This is a genomic window from Synechococcus sp. N32 (assembly GCF_900473895.1).
Lineage (GTDB): Bacteria > Cyanobacteriota > Cyanobacteriia > PCC-6307 > Cyanobiaceae > Parasynechococcus.
On sequence record NZ_UCND01000011.1, the window covers coordinates 11,432 to 32,298 of the forward strand.

The 20,867-nt window shown below is 62.8% G+C and carries 24 protein-coding genes and 1 pseudogene; 13 read left to right on the plus strand and 12 right to left on the minus strand.

What is annotated here, in order from left to right; all coding sequences use genetic code 11:
* The first annotated feature begins 11 nt into the window (after positions 1-11).
* Together fabD and DXY35_RS03675 are read left to right on the plus strand one after the other, a co-directional pair.
* Positions 12-908, plus strand: coding sequence for an ACP S-malonyltransferase (gene fabD / locus DXY35_RS03670; protein WP_115081169.1), 897 nt, complete (start codon positions 12-14; stop codon positions 906-908).
* Positions 905-1,558 (plus strand): 1-acyl-sn-glycerol-3-phosphate acyltransferase, encoded by a 654-nt coding sequence (locus tag DXY35_RS03675; protein ID WP_115081170.1) that lies wholly within the window; start codon positions 905-907, stop codon positions 1,556-1,558. The genes fabD and DXY35_RS03675 overlap by 4 nt, the downstream gene beginning before the upstream one ends.
* Here DXY35_RS03675 and DXY35_RS03680 read toward each other — a convergent pair.
* From DXY35_RS03680 to DXY35_RS03690, 3 genes are read right to left on the minus strand one after another with little or no spacing between them, the layout of a single operon-like run.
* Positions 1,521-2,096, minus strand: coding sequence for a YdcF family protein (locus DXY35_RS03680; protein WP_115081171.1), 576 nt, complete (start codon positions 2,094-2,096; stop codon positions 1,521-1,523). The two genes, DXY35_RS03675 and DXY35_RS03680, sit on opposite strands and share 38 nt — an antisense overlap.
* Positions 2,096-2,719, minus strand: a complete 624-nt coding sequence (gene tsaB / locus DXY35_RS03685) for a tRNA (adenosine(37)-N6)-threonylcarbamoyltransferase complex dimerization subunit type 1 TsaB (RefSeq protein WP_115081172.1) — start codon at positions 2,717-2,719, stop codon at positions 2,096-2,098. The genes DXY35_RS03680 and tsaB overlap by 1 nt, the downstream gene beginning before the upstream one ends.
* On the minus strand, positions 2,716-2,967 hold the full coding sequence (locus tag DXY35_RS03690) for a Ycf34 family protein (protein WP_011365320.1): 252 nt from the start codon (positions 2,965-2,967) through the stop codon (positions 2,716-2,718). Before DXY35_RS03690 ends, tsaB begins: the two co-directional genes overlap by 4 nt.
* Before the next feature lie 32 nt (positions 2,968-2,999).
* Here DXY35_RS03690 and DXY35_RS03695 point away from each other — a divergent pair, with 32 nt between their 5' ends.
* Positions 3,000-4,193, plus strand: coding sequence for a CCA tRNA nucleotidyltransferase (locus DXY35_RS03695; protein ID WP_115081173.1), 1,194 nt, complete (start codon positions 3,000-3,002; stop codon positions 4,191-4,193).
* 61 nt (positions 4,194-4,254) lie between these two features.
* Positions 4,255-4,685: pseudogene (locus DXY35_RS03700) on the plus strand (RNA recognition motif domain-containing protein).
* Positions 4,686-4,755: 70 nt separating this feature from the next.
* On the opposite strand, the gene DXY35_RS03705 reads toward DXY35_RS03700, so the two are convergent.
* Both DXY35_RS03705 and pds read right to left on the minus strand, forming a co-directional pair.
* Positions 4,756-5,664 carry a phytoene synthase gene (locus DXY35_RS03705; RefSeq protein WP_115081174.1) on the minus strand — a complete coding sequence of 303 codons (909 nt, stop codon included), beginning with the start codon at positions 5,662-5,664 and terminating at the stop codon, positions 4,756-4,758.
* 3 nt (positions 5,665-5,667) lie between these two features.
* Positions 5,668-7,086, minus strand: a complete 1,419-nt coding sequence (gene pds, locus DXY35_RS03710; protein WP_115081175.1) for a 15-cis-phytoene desaturase — start codon at positions 7,084-7,086, stop codon at positions 5,668-5,670.
* Between the two features lie 88 nt (positions 7,087-7,174).
* On the opposite strand from pds, the gene DXY35_RS03715 reads away from it, so the two are divergent.
* Both DXY35_RS03715 and DXY35_RS03720 read left to right on the plus strand, forming a co-directional pair.
* Positions 7,175-7,522: an NAD(P)H-quinone oxidoreductase subunit M gene (locus DXY35_RS03715; protein ID WP_170950506.1), complete on the plus strand. Its 348-nt coding sequence runs from the start codon at positions 7,175-7,177 to the stop codon at positions 7,520-7,522.
* On the plus strand, positions 7,519-8,154 hold the full coding sequence (locus DXY35_RS03720; protein ID WP_115081177.1) for a DUF3172 domain-containing protein: 636 nt from the start codon (positions 7,519-7,521) through the stop codon (positions 8,152-8,154). Before DXY35_RS03715 ends, DXY35_RS03720 begins: the two co-directional genes overlap by 4 nt.
* Here DXY35_RS03720 and DXY35_RS03725 read toward each other — a convergent pair.
* Positions 8,145-9,134, minus strand: a complete 990-nt coding sequence (locus DXY35_RS03725; protein ID WP_114987555.1) for a LysR family transcriptional regulator — start codon at positions 9,132-9,134, stop codon at positions 8,145-8,147. The two genes, DXY35_RS03720 and DXY35_RS03725, sit on opposite strands and share 10 nt — an antisense overlap.
* Positions 9,135-9,215: 81 nt before the next feature.
* On the opposite strand from DXY35_RS03725, the gene DXY35_RS03730 reads away from it, so the two are divergent.
* From DXY35_RS03730 to DXY35_RS03755, 6 genes are all read left to right on the plus strand, one after another.
* Entirely contained in the window at positions 9,216-9,947 is a 732-nt protein-coding gene (locus DXY35_RS03730) for an NnrU family protein (protein WP_115081178.1), read from the plus strand.
* Positions 9,948-9,981: 34 nt separating this feature from the next.
* On the plus strand, positions 9,982-11,991 hold the full coding sequence (locus DXY35_RS03735; protein WP_115081179.1) for an NAD(P)H-quinone oxidoreductase subunit 5: 2,010 nt from the start codon (positions 9,982-9,984) through the stop codon (positions 11,989-11,991).
* Between the two features lie 89 nt (positions 11,992-12,080).
* Positions 12,081-13,718, plus strand: coding sequence for an NAD(P)H-quinone oxidoreductase subunit 4 (locus DXY35_RS03740; RefSeq protein WP_115081180.1), 1,638 nt, complete (start codon positions 12,081-12,083; stop codon positions 13,716-13,718).
* A 67-nt stretch (positions 13,719-13,785) separates the two neighbouring features.
* On the plus strand, positions 13,786-14,187 hold the full coding sequence (locus DXY35_RS03745; protein ID WP_115009931.1) for a lipopolysaccharide assembly protein LapA domain-containing protein: 402 nt from the start codon (positions 13,786-13,788) through the stop codon (positions 14,185-14,187).
* 58 nt (positions 14,188-14,245) lie between these two features.
* Positions 14,246-15,148 (plus strand): segregation/condensation protein A, encoded by a 903-nt coding sequence (locus DXY35_RS03750; protein ID WP_115081181.1) that lies wholly within the window; start codon positions 14,246-14,248, stop codon positions 15,146-15,148.
* A 46-nt stretch (positions 15,149-15,194) separates the two neighbouring features.
* The gene (locus DXY35_RS03755) at positions 15,195-16,373 is read left to right on the plus strand and encodes an NDP-sugar synthase (RefSeq protein ID WP_115009929.1); all 1,179 of its coding nucleotides are present in this window, start codon (positions 15,195-15,197) and stop codon (positions 16,371-16,373) included.
* Here DXY35_RS03755 and DXY35_RS03760 read toward each other — a convergent pair.
* Positions 16,354-17,259, minus strand: a complete 906-nt coding sequence (locus tag DXY35_RS03760; RefSeq protein WP_115081182.1) for a methylenetetrahydrofolate reductase — start codon at positions 17,257-17,259, stop codon at positions 16,354-16,356. The genes DXY35_RS03755 and DXY35_RS03760 overlap by 20 nt on opposite strands.
* Positions 17,260-17,326: 67 nt before the next feature.
* On the opposite strand from DXY35_RS03760, the gene DXY35_RS03765 reads away from it, so the two are divergent.
* On the plus strand, positions 17,327-17,605 hold the full coding sequence (locus DXY35_RS03765) for a helix-turn-helix transcriptional regulator (protein WP_115081183.1): 279 nt from the start codon (positions 17,327-17,329) through the stop codon (positions 17,603-17,605).
* A gap of 208 nt (positions 17,606-17,813) precedes the next feature.
* Here DXY35_RS03765 and DXY35_RS03775 read toward each other — a convergent pair whose 3' ends face one another.
* The 5 genes from DXY35_RS03775 to ndhI are packed head-to-tail and all read right to left on the minus strand — an operon-like array spanning position 17,814 to position 20,865.
* A complete protein-coding gene (locus tag DXY35_RS03775; protein WP_115081185.1) occupies positions 17,814-18,320 on the minus strand; it encodes a CYTH domain-containing protein in 507 nt (168 codons plus the stop codon).
* Between the two features lie 3 nt (positions 18,321-18,323).
* On the minus strand, positions 18,324-19,274 hold the full coding sequence (locus DXY35_RS03780) for an NAD(+) kinase (protein WP_115081186.1): 951 nt from the start codon (positions 19,272-19,274) through the stop codon (positions 18,324-18,326).
* Between the two features lie 18 nt (positions 19,275-19,292).
* Positions 19,293-19,622 carry an NADH-quinone oxidoreductase subunit NuoK gene (gene nuoK, locus DXY35_RS03785; protein ID WP_038552705.1) on the minus strand — a complete coding sequence of 110 codons (330 nt, stop codon included), beginning with the start codon at positions 19,620-19,622 and terminating at the stop codon, positions 19,293-19,295.
* A complete protein-coding gene (locus DXY35_RS03790; protein WP_115081187.1) occupies positions 19,622-20,221 on the minus strand; it encodes an NADH-quinone oxidoreductase subunit J in 600 nt (199 codons plus the stop codon). The genes nuoK and DXY35_RS03790 overlap by 1 nt, the downstream gene beginning before the upstream one ends.
* Complete coding sequence (ndhI, locus tag DXY35_RS03795; protein ID WP_115009924.1) at positions 20,218-20,865, minus strand: NAD(P)H-quinone oxidoreductase subunit I; 648 nt, start codon at positions 20,863-20,865, stop codon at positions 20,218-20,220. Before ndhI ends, DXY35_RS03790 begins: the two co-directional genes overlap by 4 nt.
* Positions 20,866-20,867: the final 2 nt, after the last annotated feature.

The window sequence follows — 20,867 nt, forward strand, 5'->3', positions numbered from 1 at the left end:
AGAACACAGCAATGGCGATCGCCTGGGTCTTTCCCGGTCAGGGCTCTCAAAAGGTGGGCATGGCAGAAGCGCTGCTCAGCATCGAAGGCAGCCGCGAGCGTTTCGCCATGGCCTCAGAGCTGCTGGGGCGCGATCTGCTGGCGATCTGCCAGGGGGAAAGCGGCGGTGGTGATGGCCTGGATGACCTCAACGACACCCGCAACACCCAGCCCGCCCTGTTCGTGATCGAATCGGTGTTGGCCGACAACCTCCAGCAGCAAGGCCGCCAGCCTGCGCTGGTGGCCGGCCACAGCCTGGGCGAGCTGGTTGCTCTGTACAGCGCAGGGGTGTTTGGGCTGGAGACCGGTCTGCAGCTGATGAAAACCCGCTCAGAACTGATGGCGAACGCCGGTGGCGGCGCCATGACGGCCGTGATCGGCTTCGATCGCGCTCAGCTGGACGATCTGGTGGCCGCCACGGACGGCGTCAGCATCGCCAACGACAACAGCGATGCGCAGGTGGTGATCTCTGGCTCTCCAGAGGCCGTGGAAAGCGTGAGTGAAGCCCTGAAATGCAAGCGCGCCATCCCCCTGGCCGTCTCCGGAGCCTTCCACTCTCCGTTCATGGCGGAGGCTGCTGAGCGCTTCGCCGCCGAGCTGGACAACGTGCCCTTTCTGGATGCGAGTGTTCCGGTGCTCAGCAACAGCGCCGCCAGTGCCAGCACCAGTGCGGACGAGCTCAAACAGCGCCTGAAGCAGCAGATGACCACCGGTGTGCGCTGGCGCGAAACCATGGCGGCGATGACCGACAGCGGTGTGGACACCCTGGTGGAGATCGGTCCGGGCAACGTGCTCAGCGGCCTGGCCAAACGCAGCATGAGCGGGGTCACCACCGCCCAGATCTCAGGAGCTGGAGACCTCGGACAGTGAGTCAGTCCAGCCTCGTCCGCACCCCCAAGCCCAGCCTCACCTACCGGCTGGTCAGCAGCTTGCTGGTGTTCCCGGTCTTCCGCTTGCTGTTCCGCGGATCAACCTCCGGCAACAACCGAGTGCCCATGCAAGGGCCCCTTGTGGTGGTAGCCAACCATGGTTCGCACCTGGACCCGCCCTTGCTGGGCCATGCCCTGGGGCGCCCCGTGGCCTTCATGGCCAAGGCGGAACTGTTCAGCATTCCACTGCTGGGGCGCTTGATCCGGGCCTGTGGTGCTTACCCCGTGCGGCGGGGTGCCAGCGATCGCGAAGCGATCCGCACCGCCACAGCTCGACTCGAAGAAGGCTGGGCAACGGGGGTGTTTCTGGACGGCACCCGACAGAACGACGGCCGGATCAACAACCCACTCCCCGGAGCGGCCCTGCTCGCGGCTCGCACGGGAGCCCCGCTGCTGCCGGTGGCCATCTGCAACAGCCACCGCGCCTTGGGCAGCGGGCGCAGCTGGCCGCGCCTTGTGCCGATTCAGCTGCGCATCGGCGACCCCATCCCAGCCCCGGCCAGTCGCCGCAGGCCTGATCTGGATGCCACCACCGCTCTGCTGCAGGAACGCATCAACGCTCTGCTGGATCAGGGTCCGCAGCATCCCTGAGGTCGCGACCGGTCATCACCCACGCCACCGCACGAAGCCAATCACTCCATTGCTTGAGGCGTCCCTCCTGGGTGCAGTCTTCGCGGCAGGCCACGGGAACGCCGGTGAGCTGAATTCCGCGGCTGCCGGCCACCACCTGGCCCACCGCCATGGAGCGGGGCAGGTGGTCTTCGCTGGTCACCAGCAGCACGTGGCGAACACCATCCGCCTGCAGCTCATCCACCACAGACGTGAAATTGCTGAGGGTGTCACGGGCCCGGTAATCCAGGGTGACGCGGTCGGGATTGAAGCGCTCCTCACTGAGCATCCATTCGGCGTACTCACGGTTGCTGCCGCCGCTCACCAGCAGGGGTAGGTCGAGCTGACGTGCCAACCGGGCACCCATTCGTTCCCGATCCACATCTCCCCCGAGCACCAGCACCAGCTGGGGCGGGCTGCGATCCAACAGAGCCCGTCGATAGGGCGACAGCGGGCCGGGCCCCAACAGCCAGGCCATCAAACCAGCTCCCAGCAGTAGCCCTGTACGCACGCCCGCCATTAGACCTGTCCAACAGGTGAGGTGGGGTAGATCGGCAGCACCTCAGCCCAGGGCATCGCAGCCCCGGCGGCATGGCTGCGCTGCAACAGCTGCAGGAGCCGCGCCACATCCGCTTCCACATCCAGCTGCACCTCAACAGCGGGCTGGGGTGATGCCCCCTGAGGCAGCAAGGTCGGCAGGCTGAGTTCATGAACCTGCCCGGCCGTGATCCGGTACTGACCACCCACCACCCCCCGGCGCGGCAACTCTTGGGTGATCCAGAACGGTTCCCCCTGCATGGATTGGAGCAGTTGCAGCTCCAGGCGTGGGGCCATCAGGGCATAGCTGCTCACCCCCAGCAGGGGGCAATCCAGCTGTTGCGCCAGGGTGCGGGCCATCACCACCGTGAGGCGGGTGCCGGTGAAGCCGCCAGGTCCCGTCGCGACGGCAAGGCCCTGCAACTGGGGCCAACGCTCAGGAGGGAGGAGCGCCTGAACCCGCGAAATCAAGCTGTTGGAGAGGCCCCGGCCATCCGGATGAGCCTGCACCAGGGGCTCTGCCCCAGGCTGCTGAGGATCCAGCAGCGCCATGCCAAAGCAGTCGGAACAGCTGTGCAGGGCAAGCAGCAGCGGTGGAGCCGTCATCGGGGCAGCTCCTGTCCAGGACGGCAACGCTGCCACCGGCCTGGATCCGCCTTGAAGCTGGAGCAGGAACGCACATCCCACTCAATCCCGGCCTGGCCATCGGGGAGATCCATCACCGACACGTGGATGCGGGGCGCGTCTGGCTCAAAATCCGGTGTCTGGGCTAGATGCGGAACACCATGCTGACGCTCAACTGCGTGATAGGCCTGACAACGGTCAACCCAGCTGCAATCCACGCAGATGCACATGCCTCCCGAGACCGTTCACTCCCCCCATTCTGATGGCCCAAGGCCCCGGCGACGCATTGCTTGACCAGCTGCGAGAGCGACTGGCGCCAGACCAGTGGCCTCTCCCCCTGGCACGGCTTCCGGAGGGCACGGCGCTGGTGGGTGGCGCCGTGCGGGATGGCTTGCTGGACCGTCTCCAGGAGCAGCCGGATCTTGACCTGGTGGTCCCATCCGATGCCATCGCCCTGACCAAGGCCCTGGCCCAGGAGCTCCATGGCACGTGTGTGGTGCTCGACGCGGAACGGAGCATTGCTCGGCTGGTGCTTGGGGGCTGGACGGTCGACATCGCCCGACAGGACGGAGACCGCATCGAAGACGACCTCTGGCGGCGCGACTACCGGCTCAATGCCATCGCCGTGTCTCTCCAGCCCTGGGGAGAGCTGTGGGACCCCACAGGAGGACTGAGCGACCTCCAGCAGGGCTGCCTGACCGCCGTCTCGGAAGCCAACCTCATCGACGACCCTCTGCGGTTGCTGCGGGGATTGCGGCTGATGGCGGAAATCCCTCTCACCATCTCCAGCCAGACCATGGCGTGGATTGAGCGCCACGCCGCACGGCTTCCAGAAGCGGCACCGGAGCGAATCCTGGCGGAGCTGCAGCGCCTGGTGCGGGGCGAACACGCTGACGCCGCGATGGCAGCCCTCACAAGCCTGCCGTTGCTGCATCCCTGGGCGGCCGGAGGGCAACCTCCCAAGCCAGGCAACATCGATGGCCTGACCAGCGAGGAAGCCGCAGCAGCAGTGCCCTTGGCGCGACTGACGGCCCTGGTCAGCGATGAGGGGCTCGGCCAACTCCGCGCCAGTCGCGCCCTGCGCCAGCGCTGCAAACGGCTGCGGAGCTGGCAGCAACGCACCGGCCAGGCACCGGACGCGCTACCCGAGAGCGATCGACTGCAATTGCATGAGGAGCTGGAGGGGGATCTCCCCGCCCTGGCCCTGCAACTGCCCATGCCCGAAAAAGAAATCTGGCTGCGTCGATGGCGCAACGCCGAGGACCCTCTGTTCCACCCCAGAACCCCGGTCGACGGCAATGGCCTGCTCACGGCCCTGGAGATCGAACCCGGCCCCCGTCTCGGACGCCTGCTGCTTCATCTGAAGCTTGAACATGCCTTTGGACGCATCCAGACCCCAAGCGAGGCACTGAAGGAGGCCCAACATTTCTTGACCCGTGAAAGCGAGGCTCTGTGATTAACTTTGCTGGTGTCAATGATGACGGTCAGACACCGACAGATCGCATTTCCTTTCCTTCATGAGCATCCGCCTGTACATCGGCAACCTGCCGCAGACCTTTGAAGAACAGGAGCTGGTGGCTCTGCTCAAGTCGGTGGGAGAAGGGATTCGGTTCAAGTCGGTTCTCGACCGCGAAACCGGTGCATGCCGCGGTTTCGGCTTCGCCAACGTGGACGATCCGAAACTGGCTGACGCCGTGATCGAAGCGCTGAACGGCAAGGAGTTCGGTGGCAGTGCCCTGCGGGTCGAGCGCTCCGAGCGTCGCGACAACAACGCTGGCGGCAACCGTCGTGGAGCCCCAATGCAGCCGGCCAACCTCAAGTGGCCCGCAAGGCTGTGAACAAGGTGGTCCACAGCGATGCGAAGAGCGAAGGCGCTCCTGACCCTCGCTGGGCCGGCGAACTGTCCAAGCTCAAGGATCTGCTGGCCAACCAGAAGACGGCGGTTTGATCCGTAGCTGATCTGATTAAGGGAAAAAGAAGATCAACTCCACTCCTGCCGGTCATCCCGGCAGGGGTTTTTAACGTGACTGAGCCAACAGGAATGAACGGGGCAGATCAAGCAGCTTGTTGACCTTGGCCACATAGGCACGGTGAGTGAACACGTCGTAATCGACCCGTTCAATTTCATCCAGGATGCCGCGATACAACCGCAACGACGTCCACACTGGCCAGCGCGCATCGGCGGACAACCATCGAACTCCGGCTTCGGAGCGAGCAAACCAATCGCGAGCCCGCTCCAGCTGGAAGCGCATCAACGAACGCCAGGCGTTGTTGAGGGTTCCAGCCATCAGCTCCTCCTCGGAATAACCGAACCGCTCGAGATCTTCCTGGGGCAGATAGATACGGCCACGGCCACGGTCTTCCCCCACATCCCGAAGGATGTTGGTGAGTTGGTTGGCGATCCCCAGGGCGACGGCGGCATCGGAGGTGTCGGGACAGTCGCTCCAGGGAGCTGAGGTGTAGGCCTGGTCGACGCCCATCACCCCCTGGGTCATCAGACCAACAGTGCCTGCTACGCGATAGCAGTAGAGCTTGAGGTCTTCAAAGCGGGGGTAGCGGGTCCAGGTGAGGTCCATCCGCTGGCCCTCGATCATGTCGAGGTAAGGCTGAATGCCCTGGGGGAAGCGCTCCAGGGTGTCGACCATCACCGCATCCAGGTCGTCCTCCACCCGACCCTCAAAAAGAGAACGGGTCTTCTCTTCCCAACGGTCGAGCCGCTCTGCAAGCTCCTCCACCGGACGCGCCTGGGCCTCCGGGCTGTCCATCAACTCATCCGTGCGCCGGCACCACACATAGATCGCCCAAATGGCACGCCGCTTCTCCGGAGGGAGAAGCAAGGTGCCGATATAGAACGTCTTGGCCCACTCGGCGGTCTCCCGACGGCAGGCCTCAAAGGCTGCGTCGAGATCCGGGGAGGCGAGGGGCATGGCTCAGGCCGTCACAGGCTCACTGGAAGAGGTCGATGATGCCAGCTGACCTGTCTTGCGGTCCACTGCGCCGGCGCAGAGCTTGCCGCTGAGAACAGCACCCTCCATCGAGGCGAGATAGCGCTGCATCGTGTAGTCGCCCGCGAGGAAGAAGTTCTTGATCGGGGTGGTTTGATCCGGACGCAGCTCCTGGCAACCGGGGGTCGTCTTGTAGACGGACAAGGGCGTCTTCACGACCTTGTATTTGCGCAGGGTGGCGGGGTTGTCGCCACTGAAGTGCATCGGGAACAGCTTCTTGAGCTCGCCCATGGTGGCCTCGATGATCTCCTCATCGGGGCGGCCGATCCAGTCTTTGGCAGGAGCAAAAACCAGCTCAAGCATCGACTTGTCGGGGTCTTCGTACTCCTTGCAGGTGATGCTCATATCGGCATACACGCTGAGCAGGGGGGAGCGGCTGAACAACAGATGGTCGATGTCGGTGAGCTTGCGATCGAACCAGAGGTGCAGGTTGATCACAGGGACACCACGAAGGCCATCCAACTTCTGGAACACCTCCATCTGCTTCCAGGGCTCGGGCAGCAGCAGCTTGAAGGGATCCACCGGCAAGGCACTGACGTAGGCATCAGCGGTGAGATCGAAGCTCTCCTTTCCCTTCACGCCACCGATGTGGAAGGCCGCCACCGAACCATCGGCATTGAGCTTGATCTCACGCAGGGGGCTGTCGAGGTGCACTTCACCGCCCAGTGATTCGATGTGCTCGACCACCGGCTGACAGAGGCGCTCCGGCGGTGCGCCATCCAGGAACGCCATCTTGGAGCCGTTCTTCTCCTGCAGGAAGCGGTTCAGGGCCGTGAGCACCACGGTGGCGGAGATCTCATCGGGATCGATGAAATTCAGCGCCTTGCTCATCGCCAAGAACACTTCATCGTTCACCCGTTCGGGAATGTTGTGGACCCGCAGCCACTCGGTCCAGGAGTATTTGTCGCACTCCTCGACATACCCCTGACCCCGGAGCATGGCGGGGACCAGTCCCAGGCCGAAGCTGATCTTCTCCGGCCAGGTGAGCATGTCGTTGTTGCCCAGAATCGCCGCAACACCGTTCACCGGTGCCGGCAGGTCGGGGAAATCAAAGCGGCTGTAGGTGCCTGGTTCGTCCTGCTGGTTGAAGATCATCGAATGGCTCTTCCACTGCAGCCGGTCTTCGATGTTCAGCTCTTTGAACAACTGCAACATGTTCGGGTAGGCCCCGAAGAAGATGTGCAGGCCGGTTTCGTACCAATCGCCGTCCTCGTCTTTCCAGGCCGCCACCTTGCCGCCGAGAACATCCCTGGCTTCCACAACGATGGGGGTGTGGCCGGCATCCGCCAGGTATTTGGCACAGGAGAGTCCAGCAAGACCAGCTCCGGCAATAGCGACGCGCATGCGGCCGTCTCGAAAGTGAAACCAACCTTAAAAGGGCTTGACCCCCGTTCGCTTCTTAAAGTCGTGTCAGCTTTCCCGTGGGCGCGTCTTGGCTGACACCCTTCTCAAGTGCACCACCCGCCACGTGCGCCTGTTCACAGCAGCACTTCAAGAGGAGGATCTGGTTCCTTCGGATGACCAACTGACCTTGGATCTGGATCCCGACAACGAATTTCCCTGGGATGCCGCCAGCCTCGCCAAGGTGCAGGGACGCTTCAAGGAACTGGTGGATGCCGCAGCCGGTGGCGAACTGAGTGACTACACCCTGCGCCGCATTGGTACAGACCTGGAGGGATTCATCCGGCAACTGCTCCAGGCCGGAGAACTCAGCTACAACCCGGATGGCCGCGTGCAGAACTTCTCCATGGGCCTGCCCCGCACCCCAGAACTGTTGTGACCGGCTCACGCTACGACCGCGGCGGCCGCCGACCGCGTGATGGCCGCTACGACCGCGGTGAGCGGGATCGTTACGACGCTCCACCCCGGGGCGGATACGGCCGTCCTCCCGGCCCGCCACCAGGTGGTGGAGGCGGCCAGGGCGGCTTTCAATTCAGCACCCTCACTGTGGCCGTCTTGGCAGGAGTTCTCGTGGTGGGAATCGGCATCGGCAGCGCTGTCACCAGCACCACCACGGGAGACCAGGGAAACATCGCCAGCTCCCAGCAACTGGACATGGCCGTTCCCGACCCGGAGTTCTGCCGCCAGTGGGGGGCGAGCGCCTTCGTCATGGACATCGAGATGTACACGACGCTCAACCCCTCCAGCAGCTTTGTGACCCAGCCAACCCTGCAACCGGGTTGTGTGATCCGTCGGGAGAACTGGTCGGTGCTGCGCAAGGAGGGGGCCATCACCGCCGAGCAGGAGCGTGAGTGCAAACAGCGGATGAACACTTTTGCCTACATCGGCTCCGTTCGGGACAAGCCCGTGGTGCGCTGCGTCTACCAAACCGATATCAGTGAGAACAAATTCCTCACCCGAGGCGTGGCAGATGACGCTGTGGGCGTAACACCCGAGGCCGATCAGTTCTGAACCAGTTGCTCCCCGATCGCTTCAGGCACGACCTTCGCTGCCTGACGAATCGGGCTGTCAGCGCTGGCAAAGACGGGCAGAACGTCATTGCGGAAGGCCACCGAGGCGCGTGAGCAGTAGCGGGCGGGATGGGTGATCAACTTGAGCTGGCGTCTCACCTGCAGATCAGCCACCTGGGGCCGGTGAATCGTTCCCGCCGATAACTCCCGCTCGATCGACACAACAGGGACAAAGGCGGCTCCCAGGCCCGCCTGAACGGCATTCTTGATGGCTTCCAGCGAATTCAGCTCCATGTCGATGCGCAGGCGCTGCACATCCAGGCCGGAGCGCGCCAGAAGCTGGTCGACCATCTTCCGGGTGGTGGATTGCGCATCGAGGCAGACGAAGCCCAGGCGATAGAGGTCTTCCTTGGTGAGTTCAGCCAGTCGGGCCAAGGGGTGCTTCACCGGCAGCACCAGCGCCAACTCATCACTGGCGTAGGGCACCACCTGGAGCAGTTCATTGAGTTCCGCCGGCAATTCACCACCGATGATCGCCAGGTCGATCTGACCGTTGGCCACACTCCAGCCCGTGCGTCTGGTGCTGTGGACCTGGAGCTGCACGGACACGTCCGGATATTTCTGGCGGAACAGACCGATCATCCGGGGCATCAAATAGGTACCGGTGGTCTGACTTGCTCCCACGATCAGGGATCCACCTTTGAGGTTGTGGAGATCATCCAGAGCCCGACAGGCTTCGTGGCACTGGCTCAGGATCCGGTCGCAGTAACTCAGCAGCAGATGGCCAGCTTCAGTGAGCTGCGCCTTGCGCCCGCCGCGATCAAACAGCGACACCTCCAGCTGCTTCTCCAGGTTCTGGATCTGAAGGCTGACGGCGGGCTGGGTGACATAGAGACTGTCGGCGGCTTTCTTGAAGCTGCCCTCACTGACAATCGCGCGAAGGATCCGCAGCTGGTCGAGGGTGAACGGCAGATCGGCCACCGCGGAACACCCGGAGGAACACCGGAAATTTAGGACCGCCACGTCCGACAGCCAGAATCACGCACTTCCAACGCAGCCGCCATGGCCTCCTCCCACCACAGCAGCGTCGTGATGCTGGTGCTGCTGATCCTGTTTGCAGTGATTCACAGCGGTGGGGCTGCACTGCGCAGCCGGGCTGAGGCCGTGATCGGAGCACGGGCCTGGCGCCTGATCTTCGCGGCAGCCAGCATTCCCTCGGCCGTGGTGGTGATCGGATGGTTCCTGGCTCATCGTTACGACGGGGTGCGGCTGTGGAATCTCCAGGGCGTGCCTGGGGTGATTCCACTCGTGTGGATCGGAACCGCCATCAGTTTTCTCTTCCTCTATCCAGCCACCTACAACCTGCTGGAGATCCCGGCGGTGCTGAAACCGCAGGTGCGTCTTTACGCCACGGGGATTATCCGCATCAGCCGCCATCCCCAGGCCATCGGGCAAATCCTCTGGTGCCTCACCCACGCCCTCTGGATCGGCAGCAGCTTCATGCTGGTGACCTGCGTGGGCCTGATCGGCCATCACCTCTTCGCCGTCTGGCATGGCGACCAGCGCCTGAAGGCCCGCTTCGGAGAAGCCTTTGACGAGCTCAAGGCCAGCACCTCGATCGTGCCTTTCGCAGCGGTGCTGGATGGACGCCAGCAGTTGCAGTGGCAGGAATTCGTTCGACCAGCGCAACTGGGCATCGCCATAGCCGTCGGCGTGTTCTGGTGGGCCCATCGCTTCATTCCGACGGCTGCCGAGTTGATGCGCAATTCAGCACTCCAGAACCTGCTGGGCTGAGCTGCCTACACTCGCTTCAACCTCCTTTATGCGAATGCCCTCGGCCGAGGAACTCGCCTGGCTCATTCCGGTTCTGCCCCTGTTCGGTGCAGTGCTGACCGGGTTGGGATTGATCAGCTTCAACCGCACGATCAATCGGTTGCGCAAACCTGTTGCGCTGCTGTTGATCTCCTGCGTTGGCGCAGCTGCGGCCCTCAGCTACAGCATCCTGTTTAACCAGCTCAATGGCGCCCCACCCGTTGAGCATCTGTTCGTATGGGCCAGTGCCGGCAACTTCGTTCTGCCGATGGGCTACGTGGTGGATCCACTCGGGGCGGTGATGCTGGCGCTGGTCACCACCATCGCCCTGCTGGTGCTGGTGTATTCCCACGGCTACATGGCCCATGACAAGGGCTATGTGCGCTTTTTCACCTACCTGGCGCTGTTCAGCAGCTCCATGCTGGGTCTGATCATCAGCCCCAATCTTCTGGAGATCTACGTCTTCTGGGAGCTGGTGGGCATGTGCTCCTACCTGCTGGTTGGCTTCTGGTACGACCGCGACGGTGCCGCCCACGCCGCTCAGAAGGCTTTTGTGGTGAACCGGGTTGGTGACTTCGGCCTGCTGTTGGGCATCCTTGGCCTGTTCTGGGCCACCGGAAGCTTCGATTTCCAGGGAATCGCCGATGGTCTGCAGAACGGCCTGACCGCCGGAACGGTGGCCCCATGGGCAGCGCTGCTGCTCTGCCTTCTGGTGTTCATGGGTCCGATGGCCAAGTCGGCCCAGTTCCCCCTCCACGTTTGGCTGCCCGATGCCATGGAGGGCCCGACGCCGATTTCAGCGCTGATTCACGCCGCAACGATGGTGGCCGCAGGGGTGTTCCTGGTGGCCCGCCTTGATCCCCTCTATGCCCAGTTCCCCATCGTTCAAACCGTGATCGCCGTCGTTGGCACGATCACCTGCTTCCTGGGGGCTTCCATCGCCCTCACCCAGATGGACCTCAAGAAGGGTCTGGCCTACAGCACCGTCTCCCAGCTCGGCTACATGATGCTGGCGATGGGTTGCGGTGCACCGGTCGCCGGCATCTTCCACCTGGTGACCCATGCCTTCTTCAAGGCGATGTTGTTCCTGGGATCAGGCTCCGTCATCCACGCCATGGAGGAGGTGGTGGGCCACGAGCCCGTTCTTGCCCAGGACATGCGCCTGATGGGCGGCCTGCGCAAAAAGATGCCCGTCACCTCGATCACCTTCTTCATCGGCTGCATCGCCATCAGTGGCATTCCGCCCCTGGCCGGGTTCTGGAGCAAGGACGAAATTCTTGGTCAAGCCTTCAACAGCTACCCACTGCTCTGGGTAGTGGGCTTCCTGACGGCGGGGATGACGGCCTTCTACATGTTCCGGCTCTACTTCCTCACCTTTGAAGGGGAATTCCGCGGCAATGACACCGCCATGCAGGCCCAGCTGCTGACCGCCGCTGGCAAGGATCCTTCCGAGCACCACGCCCATGGCGGCAGCGTGCACGAATCGGCCTGGCCGATGGCTGCCCCCTTGGCGGTGCTGGCGGTGCCTTCCGTCCTGATTGGCCTCTTGGGCACCCCATGGAACAGCCGTTTTGCGGGCCTTCTCAATCCGGAAGAAGCCCTCGAGATGGCCGAACAGTTCAGCTGGGGCGAGTTTCTCCCCCTGGCGGGCGCCTCCGTGGCCATCTCCGTTGCCGGCATCAGCCTGGCTGTTCTGGCCTATGCCCTGCGTCGGATTGATCTTGGGCAGCTGGTGGCCGGCCGCTTCCCGGCGGTGAATGCCTTCCTTGCCAACAAGTGGTATCTCGATGTGTTGAACGAAAAGCTGTTCGTTCGCGGCAGCCGCAAACTGGCGCGGGAGGTGCTCGAGGTGGACGCCAAAGTGGTGGATGGCGTGGTGAACCTCACCGGACTGCTCACCCTCGGCAGCGGCGAAGGTCTCAAATATCTCGAGACCGGACGGGCCCAGTTCTATGCCCTGATTGTGTTTGCCGGTGTGATCGGCCTGGTGGTGCTGTTTGGCGTGATCGGCGGACCAATCGCTTAAGGCCCATCGTCCATGTGTGTCATCGCCTATCGAGGTGATGACACAGCGGCCATGATTTCTACGATCCATCCAGTGAGGATCGGATCAGCGTGTTCGAATTCGCAGTCGCCGGACTCAGCGATCCGGTGCAGGCAACCGTTCCATGGCTGAGCCTGTCGATCCTGGTGCCGATTGTGGGTGCCCTGCTGGTTCCGCTGGTTCCAGACAAAGGCGAGGGCAAACAGGTGCGTTGGTACGCCCTGATCGTGACGCTGATCACCTTCCTGATCACCGTTGCGGCCTACCTCACCGGCTATGACCCCAGCCTGAGTGGTCTGCAGCTGTCCGAACGGGTGAGCTGGCTGCCGGATCTTGGCCTCACCTGGGCGGTGGGAGCCGACGGGCTCTCGATGCCGTTGATCCTGCTCACCAGCTTCATCACCAGCCTGGCCTGCCTGGCGGCATGGCCGGTGAGTTTCAAACCGCGGCTGTTTTATTTCCTGCTGCTGGCCATGGACGGCGGCCAGATCGCTGTGTTCGCCGTGCAGGACATGCTGCTGTTCTTCCTGGCCTGGGAGCTGGAACTAATTCCTGTGTATCTGCTGCTGGCCATCTGGGGCGGCAAGAAACGCCAATACGCCGCAACCAAATTCATCCTCTACACCGCCGGCAGCTCCCTGTTCATCCTGTTGGCCGCCCTAGCCATGGGCTTCTTCGGCGGCGGCACCCCCAGTTTTGAGTACACCGCTCTTGCAGCCAAAGACTTCGGCACGGGCTTTCAACTGCTCTGCTATGCCGGGCTGCTGATCGCCTTCGGCGTGAAGCTTCCGATCGTGCCGTTGCACACCTGGCTGCCAGATGCCCATGGCGAAGCAACGGCACCGGTGCACATGTTGTTGGCCGGCATCCTGCTGAAGATGGGCGGCTATGCCCTGCTGCGCTTCAACTGTGAACTGCTGCCAGCGGCCCACTCTCAGTTCGCCCCACTGCTGATCGTGCTGGGGGTGGTGAACATCATTTACGCCGCACTCACCTCCTTCGCCCAGCGCAACCTCAAGCGAAAGATCGCCTACAGCTCGATCAGCCACATGGGCTTCGTGCTGATCGGCGTGGGCAGCTTCAGTGCCCTGGGCACCAGTGGCGCCATGCTGCAGATGATCAGCCACGGCTTGATTGGCGCCAGCCTGTTCTTCCTCGTGGGTGCCACCTACGACCGCACCCACACGCTTCAGCTGGATGAGATGGGAGGCATCGGCCAGAAGATGCGCATCATGTTCGCGCTCTGGACGGTGTGTGCCCTCGCCTCCCTGGCCCTGCCTGGCATGAGCGGATTCGTGAGCGAACTGATGGTGTTCGCTGGTTTCGCCACGGATGAGGCCTACACCCTGCCCTTCCGCGTGGTGATCTGCGGGCTGGCCGCCGTCGGCGTGATCCTCACACCGATCTATCTGCTCTCAATGCTTCGCGAAATCTTCTTCGGCAAGGAGAAAGAGGAGCTGGTGTCCCACACCAACCTGGTGGATGCGGAGCCACGCGAGGTTTACATCATCGGCTGCCTGCTGGTGCCGATCATCGGAATCGGGCTGTACCCCAAGCTGATGACCGACAGCTACCGCAGCTCGATCGAAGCCCTGGTGAACCGAAACCTGGGTGCGATGGAACAGGTGATCTCACCAACGGCCCCCTTGATTCGAGGTCAGGCGCCCGTTCCAGCAGTCATCCAGGCCCCCGCCGTGGGCGCGTCATAAATCACGTATCGATTCCGATTCATTCCCAGCCAACCGTCCGTAAGTTCCAGGGGAACGCTCCCCTGCCATGCGTCAGATCAACTTCGGCCTGATCTTCAGCTTCGGCCTGATCACGGTGTTCTTCACCCTGGCGAACACCAGCCCCACGACGGTTCACGTGTTGCCCGGTGTGGAGTACACCCTGCCTTTGGCGGGTCTGCTGCTGCTTGCAGCGGGGTTGGGAGCCGTGTCGGCCTGGTTCTTCGCAGCCTGGACCGGGATGCTCAACAACGTTGAACAGTTCAGCAAGGCGAACGAATACGAAGCACAGCAGGTGCGGATCCAGGAACTGGAGACCGACCTCAGCCGCTACCGCTCCACCGTTGAAACCCAGCTGGGCCTCCTCCCCGCAACCACCGTCAGCGCGACCAGTGCCGAGAGCGACGACAACGACCAGGCGGAGGTCAGCGATGCCAGCAGCGCGGCCTGAGGCAGCACTGGCAACACCGGTTGAGGACCGATACCTTGCCGGGAAAGGGTGAATTGACTTGCTCCAGGTGGCTCCCAACGACGGCGCTGATGCTGGAGCCCGCCTTGCGATTCGACTGCTGCAGGACGCAGCGGAGCGGGGCGATCTCGATCCCTGGGATGTGGATGTGATTGCCGTCATCGACGGCTTTCTGGATCAACTCCGGCAACGCATCGAAGTTCCCGGGCAGGTGGCGGCCGCCCTGGCCGGACGGGGCGGCAGCTACGAACGGGACCTGGCTGATAGCAGCGAAGCCTTCCTGGCCGCCTCCGTGCTGGTGGGACTCAAGGCGGAGATGCTTGAAACCAGCATGTTGCCGCCGCCGCCTGAAGTCGAAGATCACTTCGATGCCGACTTCGATGAGCAAGGCTGGCTGGATCCGGCCTTTGATCTGCCCCGACGGCCGGAACGTCATCTGCAGCGGCGACCCGTGGCACCCCCGCCATTGCGTCGGCCCGTCACCCTCGGGGAGCTGATCGAACAGCTGGAAACAATTGCCGAGCAGCTGGAATCAGACGAACTCGAGGCACGCCGCCGCAAACGGCAGAAGCGCTACAGCAACCGTGAAGCCATCGCCCAGGTGGCCGGACTGGCCCACCGCGAAAAGCTGCCGGAAACAACCGCAGCACTGGGGGTGTTTCTGAACGGCTGGGAGACCGCCCTGGACTGGGTGGGCTTCGATCAACTGGTGGATCAGTGGGAGGTGGCCGCCGCCGCGGACTTGGACCGTGACCGGGTCGGGGTGTTCTGGGCCCTGCTGTTTCTCTCCTCCCAGGGCCGGGTTGAGCTGGAGCAGGAGGGCTGGCTCCACGGAGCGCTGCGACTGAAATTCATCCCCGCGAGTGGCACTGCAACGCAACTGCCGATCCGCAGCCTTCAGGTGCCAGATCCGTCGCCGACCCGGACGGTCGTGGCGGCCTAAGACCGGGTCTATGGTCACTACCTTGTATTGACCCGACCAAACGCCAATGAAGGCGATGATTCTGGCGGCTGGTAAGGGGACGCGGGTCCAACCGATCACCCATGTGATCCCCAAGCCAATGATTCCGATCCTGCAGAAGCCGGTAATGGAATTTCTGCTGGAACTGCTCAAGGAGCACGGTTTCACCGAAGTGATGGTGAACGTCTCCCACCTGGCCGAAGAGATTGAAAACTACTTCCGGGATGGCCAGCGTTTCGGGGTTGAAATTGCCTACAGCTTTGAAGGACGGATTGAAGACGGCGAACTGATCGGCAGTGCGCTGGGGTCTGCTGGCGGGCTCAAAAAAATCCAGGATTTCCAGCACTTCTTCGACGACACCTTCGTGGTGCTCTGCGGCGATGCGCTGATCGACCTTGATCTCAGCGAAGCGGTACGCCTGCACAAAGAGAAGGGTGCGATCGCCAGCCTCGTCACCAAACGGGTCCCCAAGGATCAGGTGAGCAGCTATGGCGTTGTGGTCACCGATGACCAGAACAGAATTTCAAGCTTCCAGGAAAAGCCCAGCGTCGACGAAGCCCTCAGCGACACGATCAACACCGGCATCTACATCTTCGAGCCGGAGATCTTTGAACACATCCCTTCCGGTCAGTCCTTCGACATCGGCTCGGATCTGTTCCCGAAACTGGCTGAGCTCGGCGCACCGTTCTATGCCATCCCGATGGATTTCGAATGGGTGGATATCGGCAAGGTTCCCGACTACTGGCAAGCCATCCGCAGCGTGTTGATGGGTGACGTCCGTCAGGTGGGCATCCCTGGCAAGGAGGTGCGCCCCGGGGTTTACACCGGTCTGAATGTGGCCGCCAACTGGGACAAGATCAACGTCACCGGCCCCGTCTACGTGGGCGGCATGACCAAGATCGAAGATGGCGCAACCATCGTTGGGCCCACCATGATCGGCCCCAGCTGCCACATCTGTGAGGGCGCCACGGTCGACAACTCGATCATCTTCGACTACTCACGCATCGGCCCCGGTGTGCAGCTGCTCGAGAAGCTGGTGTTCGGCCGCTACTGCGTGGGCAAGGACGGTGATCACTTCGATCTGCAGGAGGCCTCGCTCGACTGGCTGATCACCGATGCCCGTCGTCAGGACCTGGTGGAGCCTTCCCCACAGCAGAAAGCCATGGCGGAGCTGCTCGGCACAGACCTCACCCAGGCAGCGAGCTGAGTCCGGCGCGATCCAGGATCAACGGGATGCGCTCCTCCGCCTTGATTGCCATCAGGTGAACGCCACGAACGATGCCGAGATAGCGCTTCACCTGTTCAGCAGCGATGGCCACACCCTCCATGGCGGGATTCTCGGCGCACTCCAGCCGATGGATCAACGCATCAGGGATGCAGGCTCCCGGAACAACGCGGTTGATAAAACGGGCATTCTTGGCTGACTTCAGCAGAAACACGCCAGCGAGCACGGGCAGACCCAAGGGGCCAGCCAGTTCGTGCTGAAAGCGCTCGAGCGCTTCAGGGTCCATCACCATCTGGGTTTGAACGAAGCGGGCTCCTGCCGCCTGCTTGCGCTGCAACCGGCGCTGGAGACCGCTCCAGCTCCTCGATTGTGGGTCGGCGGCACACCCGGCAAACAGCGTGGTCGCCCCATCGGGCAGGGTGCCCTGCACGGGATCCACGCCCCGATTGAGGGCGTCCACCTGCTGCAGGAGCTTCACCGACTCGAACTCATTCACCGGCCGAGCATCCGCCTGATCGCCCGCCCGCACCGGATCACCTGTGAGACACAACAGGTTGCGGATCCCCAAGGCATGCGCACCGAGCAGATCGGCCTGAAGGGCGATGCGATTGCGGTCCCGGCAGGCCATCTGCAACACCGGCTCCAGACCGGCCTCAAGCAGCAACTTGCAGGAGGCCAGGCTGCTCATCCGCATCACGGCCCGACTGCCATCGGTCACATTCACCGCATGGACACGGCCTTGCAGCGATGCGGCCATGGCCAGCATGTGGGAGGAGTCGGCTCCGCGGGGAGGCATCACCTCGGCCGTGAGCACCTGATCCCCGGCCTCAATTGCGCGCTGCAGCGCCGTGCTCAAATCTCGTTCCATTTCACCGGCCCACTATGCAGGATCAGACCGGTCGTCCGGACTAGCATGATCCCAACGGTGGTCGCCCATGTCCTCTCTCGACGGTACCGATCCTCTGGAGATCTCCCTCTCTGCCAGGGAGATCGAGATCATCGAGCTCGTGGCCGAAGGACTGACCAATCAGGAAATTGCTGACCGTCTCACCATCAGCAAACGAACGGTGGACAACCATGTGAGCAACGTGTTCACCAAATCCGGTTCGAAGAACCGGGTGGCACTGCTCAATTGGGCCATGGACAACGGCAAGATCTGCCGGGACGGCTTCAACTGTTGCGTCCTTCCAGAACACGATCCCCCCTCAGCCTGATCGTGGAGCTGACAGGCTCCGGCAGGCTTTGCAGGGAGGTGGGGCCCACAGGGATCTGAAACAACGTGGCGTATTCCAGGCAGGCCTCCACGCTGGATCCCACGAAGCGAAGCATTCCAGTTGTGTCGTACAGACCCACCACTGGAAGGAGCCACCAATCAGAACTCCTCAAAACTAAAGGAAATCTGAAGACAAATCCAGTCCGGTCTTAGGGCCAGCCAAAACGTCGACGCTGCGCCTCGGGCCAGGACTGAACCGGATGCTGGGCCAGCACCGCATTGCTCCAGCGGGACTCCCCGGTGATCTCCTCGCCACACCAGGGCGGAATCAGCAGATCCGCCTGGGCCGATGCCAGCTCCACCTCCGCCAGCACCAAGGGGGCGTTCTCGCCCTGGAAACAATCCACCACCCAGTCACCACCAGGGCAATCCAGGGCGTAGCGGACTTTGTCCAGGCGATGCGGCGCCAGATCCCAGAGGGCTTCGGCGTCCGCCACGGGAATCGGATATTCGAACTCGTAGCGCACCAGACCAACGGCATCAGCCGCCGCCTTCAGGGTGAGCCAGGCCTGATCCGATCCGCGCAGACGCATCCGCACCGTCACACCGTCGGCACTGGCGGCCAGATAGCCCTGACGCAGCGGCTGTGCGGGGCCGGCACTGCTGCGCCAGGCGTCCGAGAGCACCAGAAAGCGCCGTTCAATCTCGAGGGCCATGGCTCAATTCTGCGAGGGCTGAGACGCGTGCAGGCTTCCCGCCCAATGCAGCTTGTGGGAGAGGGTTCGGTAATACGACGGGCTTTGATTGAGCAACACCATCAGGGCATGGTGGCGCGCCTGCTGAACAACACAGCACTCCCCAGGCTCCAGCACCGTGCAGCCCACACCGTCCTTCCACAGCTTGATGCGGTGATCCCCAGCTCCGAGGGGCCAGATCACCAACCTGGCCCGGGGCGGCACCACCAGCGTTCGGCTGGAGAGGCTCATCGGGCAGATCGGGGCAACGATGATGGCATCGATGCCGGGGTGAAGAATCGGTCCCCCTGCCGCCAGGGCGTACCCGGTAGACCCCGTCGGGGTGGAGAGGATCAGGCCATCACCACGCACCTGGTCGATCACTTCCCCATCGATCTCGAGCTCCAGGGTGCAGGTGGGCGAAATCTCATCGCGGTAGGCCCGCAGGTAGAAGTCGTTGAAGGCCCAGTGGTGCTCTTCATCGTCTTCGAGATCCGGCTGCTGCAACGGACCCGGCGATGCCGCTCGATCTTCCGCGGAGCGTCGATCCACCATCGCCTGAAGCATCATGCGCCGTTCGATCGCGAACTGATCGTCCTGAAGGCGTTGCCAGATCTGATCGCCGCGCAACACACGCCGGTCATGGGTGAGAAAGCCCAGATGGCCTCCCACATTGATGCTGAGGATCGGGATGTCATGCACCGCCAGGTGGCGGGCAGCCCCCAGGACCGTGCCATCCCCCCCCAGCACCAGCGCCAGGTCGGGCAACGACTCCTCAACGGCCAGAAGGCCGGGAAAAGGATTGACCCGGGGCCCCGACATCGCGGTGACCACATGGGAGCCGAGGGCTTTCAGCTCCTTGGCACATTGCCGGGCTTCACGCTGGGCAGGCTGGCTGTCGGCCCGATAGATCACCCAGACCCGATCGAGACGCATGACCCAGGTGTGCGGGGGTTACCAGCGCAGCAGGTTGAACTGCTCCATGTCGACGGTAACGCGATTGCGATAAAGCGACAGCAGGATCGCCAGACCAACAGCGGCCTCAGCGGCGGCCACCGTGATCACGAACACAGCGAAGACCTGGCCGCGAATCAGATCACCATCCACAAAGGAGGAGAAGGCCATCAGGTTGATGTTCACGGCATTGAGCATCAGCTCAATGCTCATCAGCACCCGCACCGCATTGCGGCTGTTTATCAGACCCCAGACGCCGATGCAGAAGAGCATCGCGGCCACCAGGAGGTAGGCCTGCAGGGAGGGAAGCGTGGCAAGGAAATCGCTCATCAGTCCGCTCGATTCATCAGCAGGGGAGTACGGGCCTTCTCAATCAGGCCTTGATCGGCCACCTCACCGGTGACCACATCGGTGGCCAGCACATCACGACGGGCCAAGACGATGGCGCCGATCATGGCCATCAGCAACAGCACCGATGCCACCTCGAAGGGCAAGAGGTAATCGGTGAACAGGTGTTCACCGATGCGGGCCGTGGCCTCTTCACCGACAGCGGCAGGACCGGGCAGCGACCAGGGGGTGGTGACCACAACACGAACCAGCAACGCCAGCAGACCGACGCAGACGCCGGCGGACACCAAACGGCGCGTGGTGAGGTTGGCGATGGCCTTGAGGTCTTCCCGCTTGTTGACGAGCATGATCGCGAACAGGATCAGCACGTTGATCGCGCCCACGTAGACCAGGATCTGGGCCATGGCCACGAAACTGGCGTTCAGCAGCAGGTAGAGCCCTGCAACGGCGGTGAACACCCCGCCCAGCAGGAAGGCGGAATAGACGATGTTGCTGAGCAGCACCACACCAACGGCGCCGATCACAACAACGGCGGACAGCACCAGAAAACAGATCAGCTCGGTGGTTGTCGCGATGGTCATGCGTCGCCCTCCTTGGCCTCACTGGAGGATTGTCCCTCATTCTTGGCAGAGGACTTGGCAGGAGGGGTGAGGGTCTCCAACACCTGAGACGGCAGCTGACCAGCCCGGGGACGATCGGCGGCAACACCGTGGGGATCCATCTCGCCCGCCGGCAGATAGGCGAGTTCCCTGAGGGGAACAACGGAGGGGTCGGTGGTGACGCTGGTGGGAAGGCGTCCGAGGGCCACGTTGTCGTAGTTGAGGCTGTGGCGATCAAAAGCCGCCAGCTCGTACTCCTCCGTCATCGAGAGGCAGTTGGTGGGGCAGTACTCGACGCAGTTGCCGCAGAAAATGCAAACGCCGAAGTCGATGGAGTAGTTGCGCAGCTCCTTCTTCTTCGTGGCCTTGTTCATCACCCAATCGACCACCGGAAGATTGATCGGGCAGACCCGAACGCACACCTCACAGGCGATGCACTTGTCGAACTCGTAGTGAATCCGGCCCCGATAACGCTCGGAAGGAATGAGCTTCTCGTAGGGGTACTGCACCGTGACCGGACGGCGCTGCATGTGGTCGAAGGTGACCGAAAAGCCTTGGGCCAGATTCCGGGCTGCATCGACTGCATCCCGGGTGTAATCACCGACCTGTTTGAGGAAGCCGAACATGG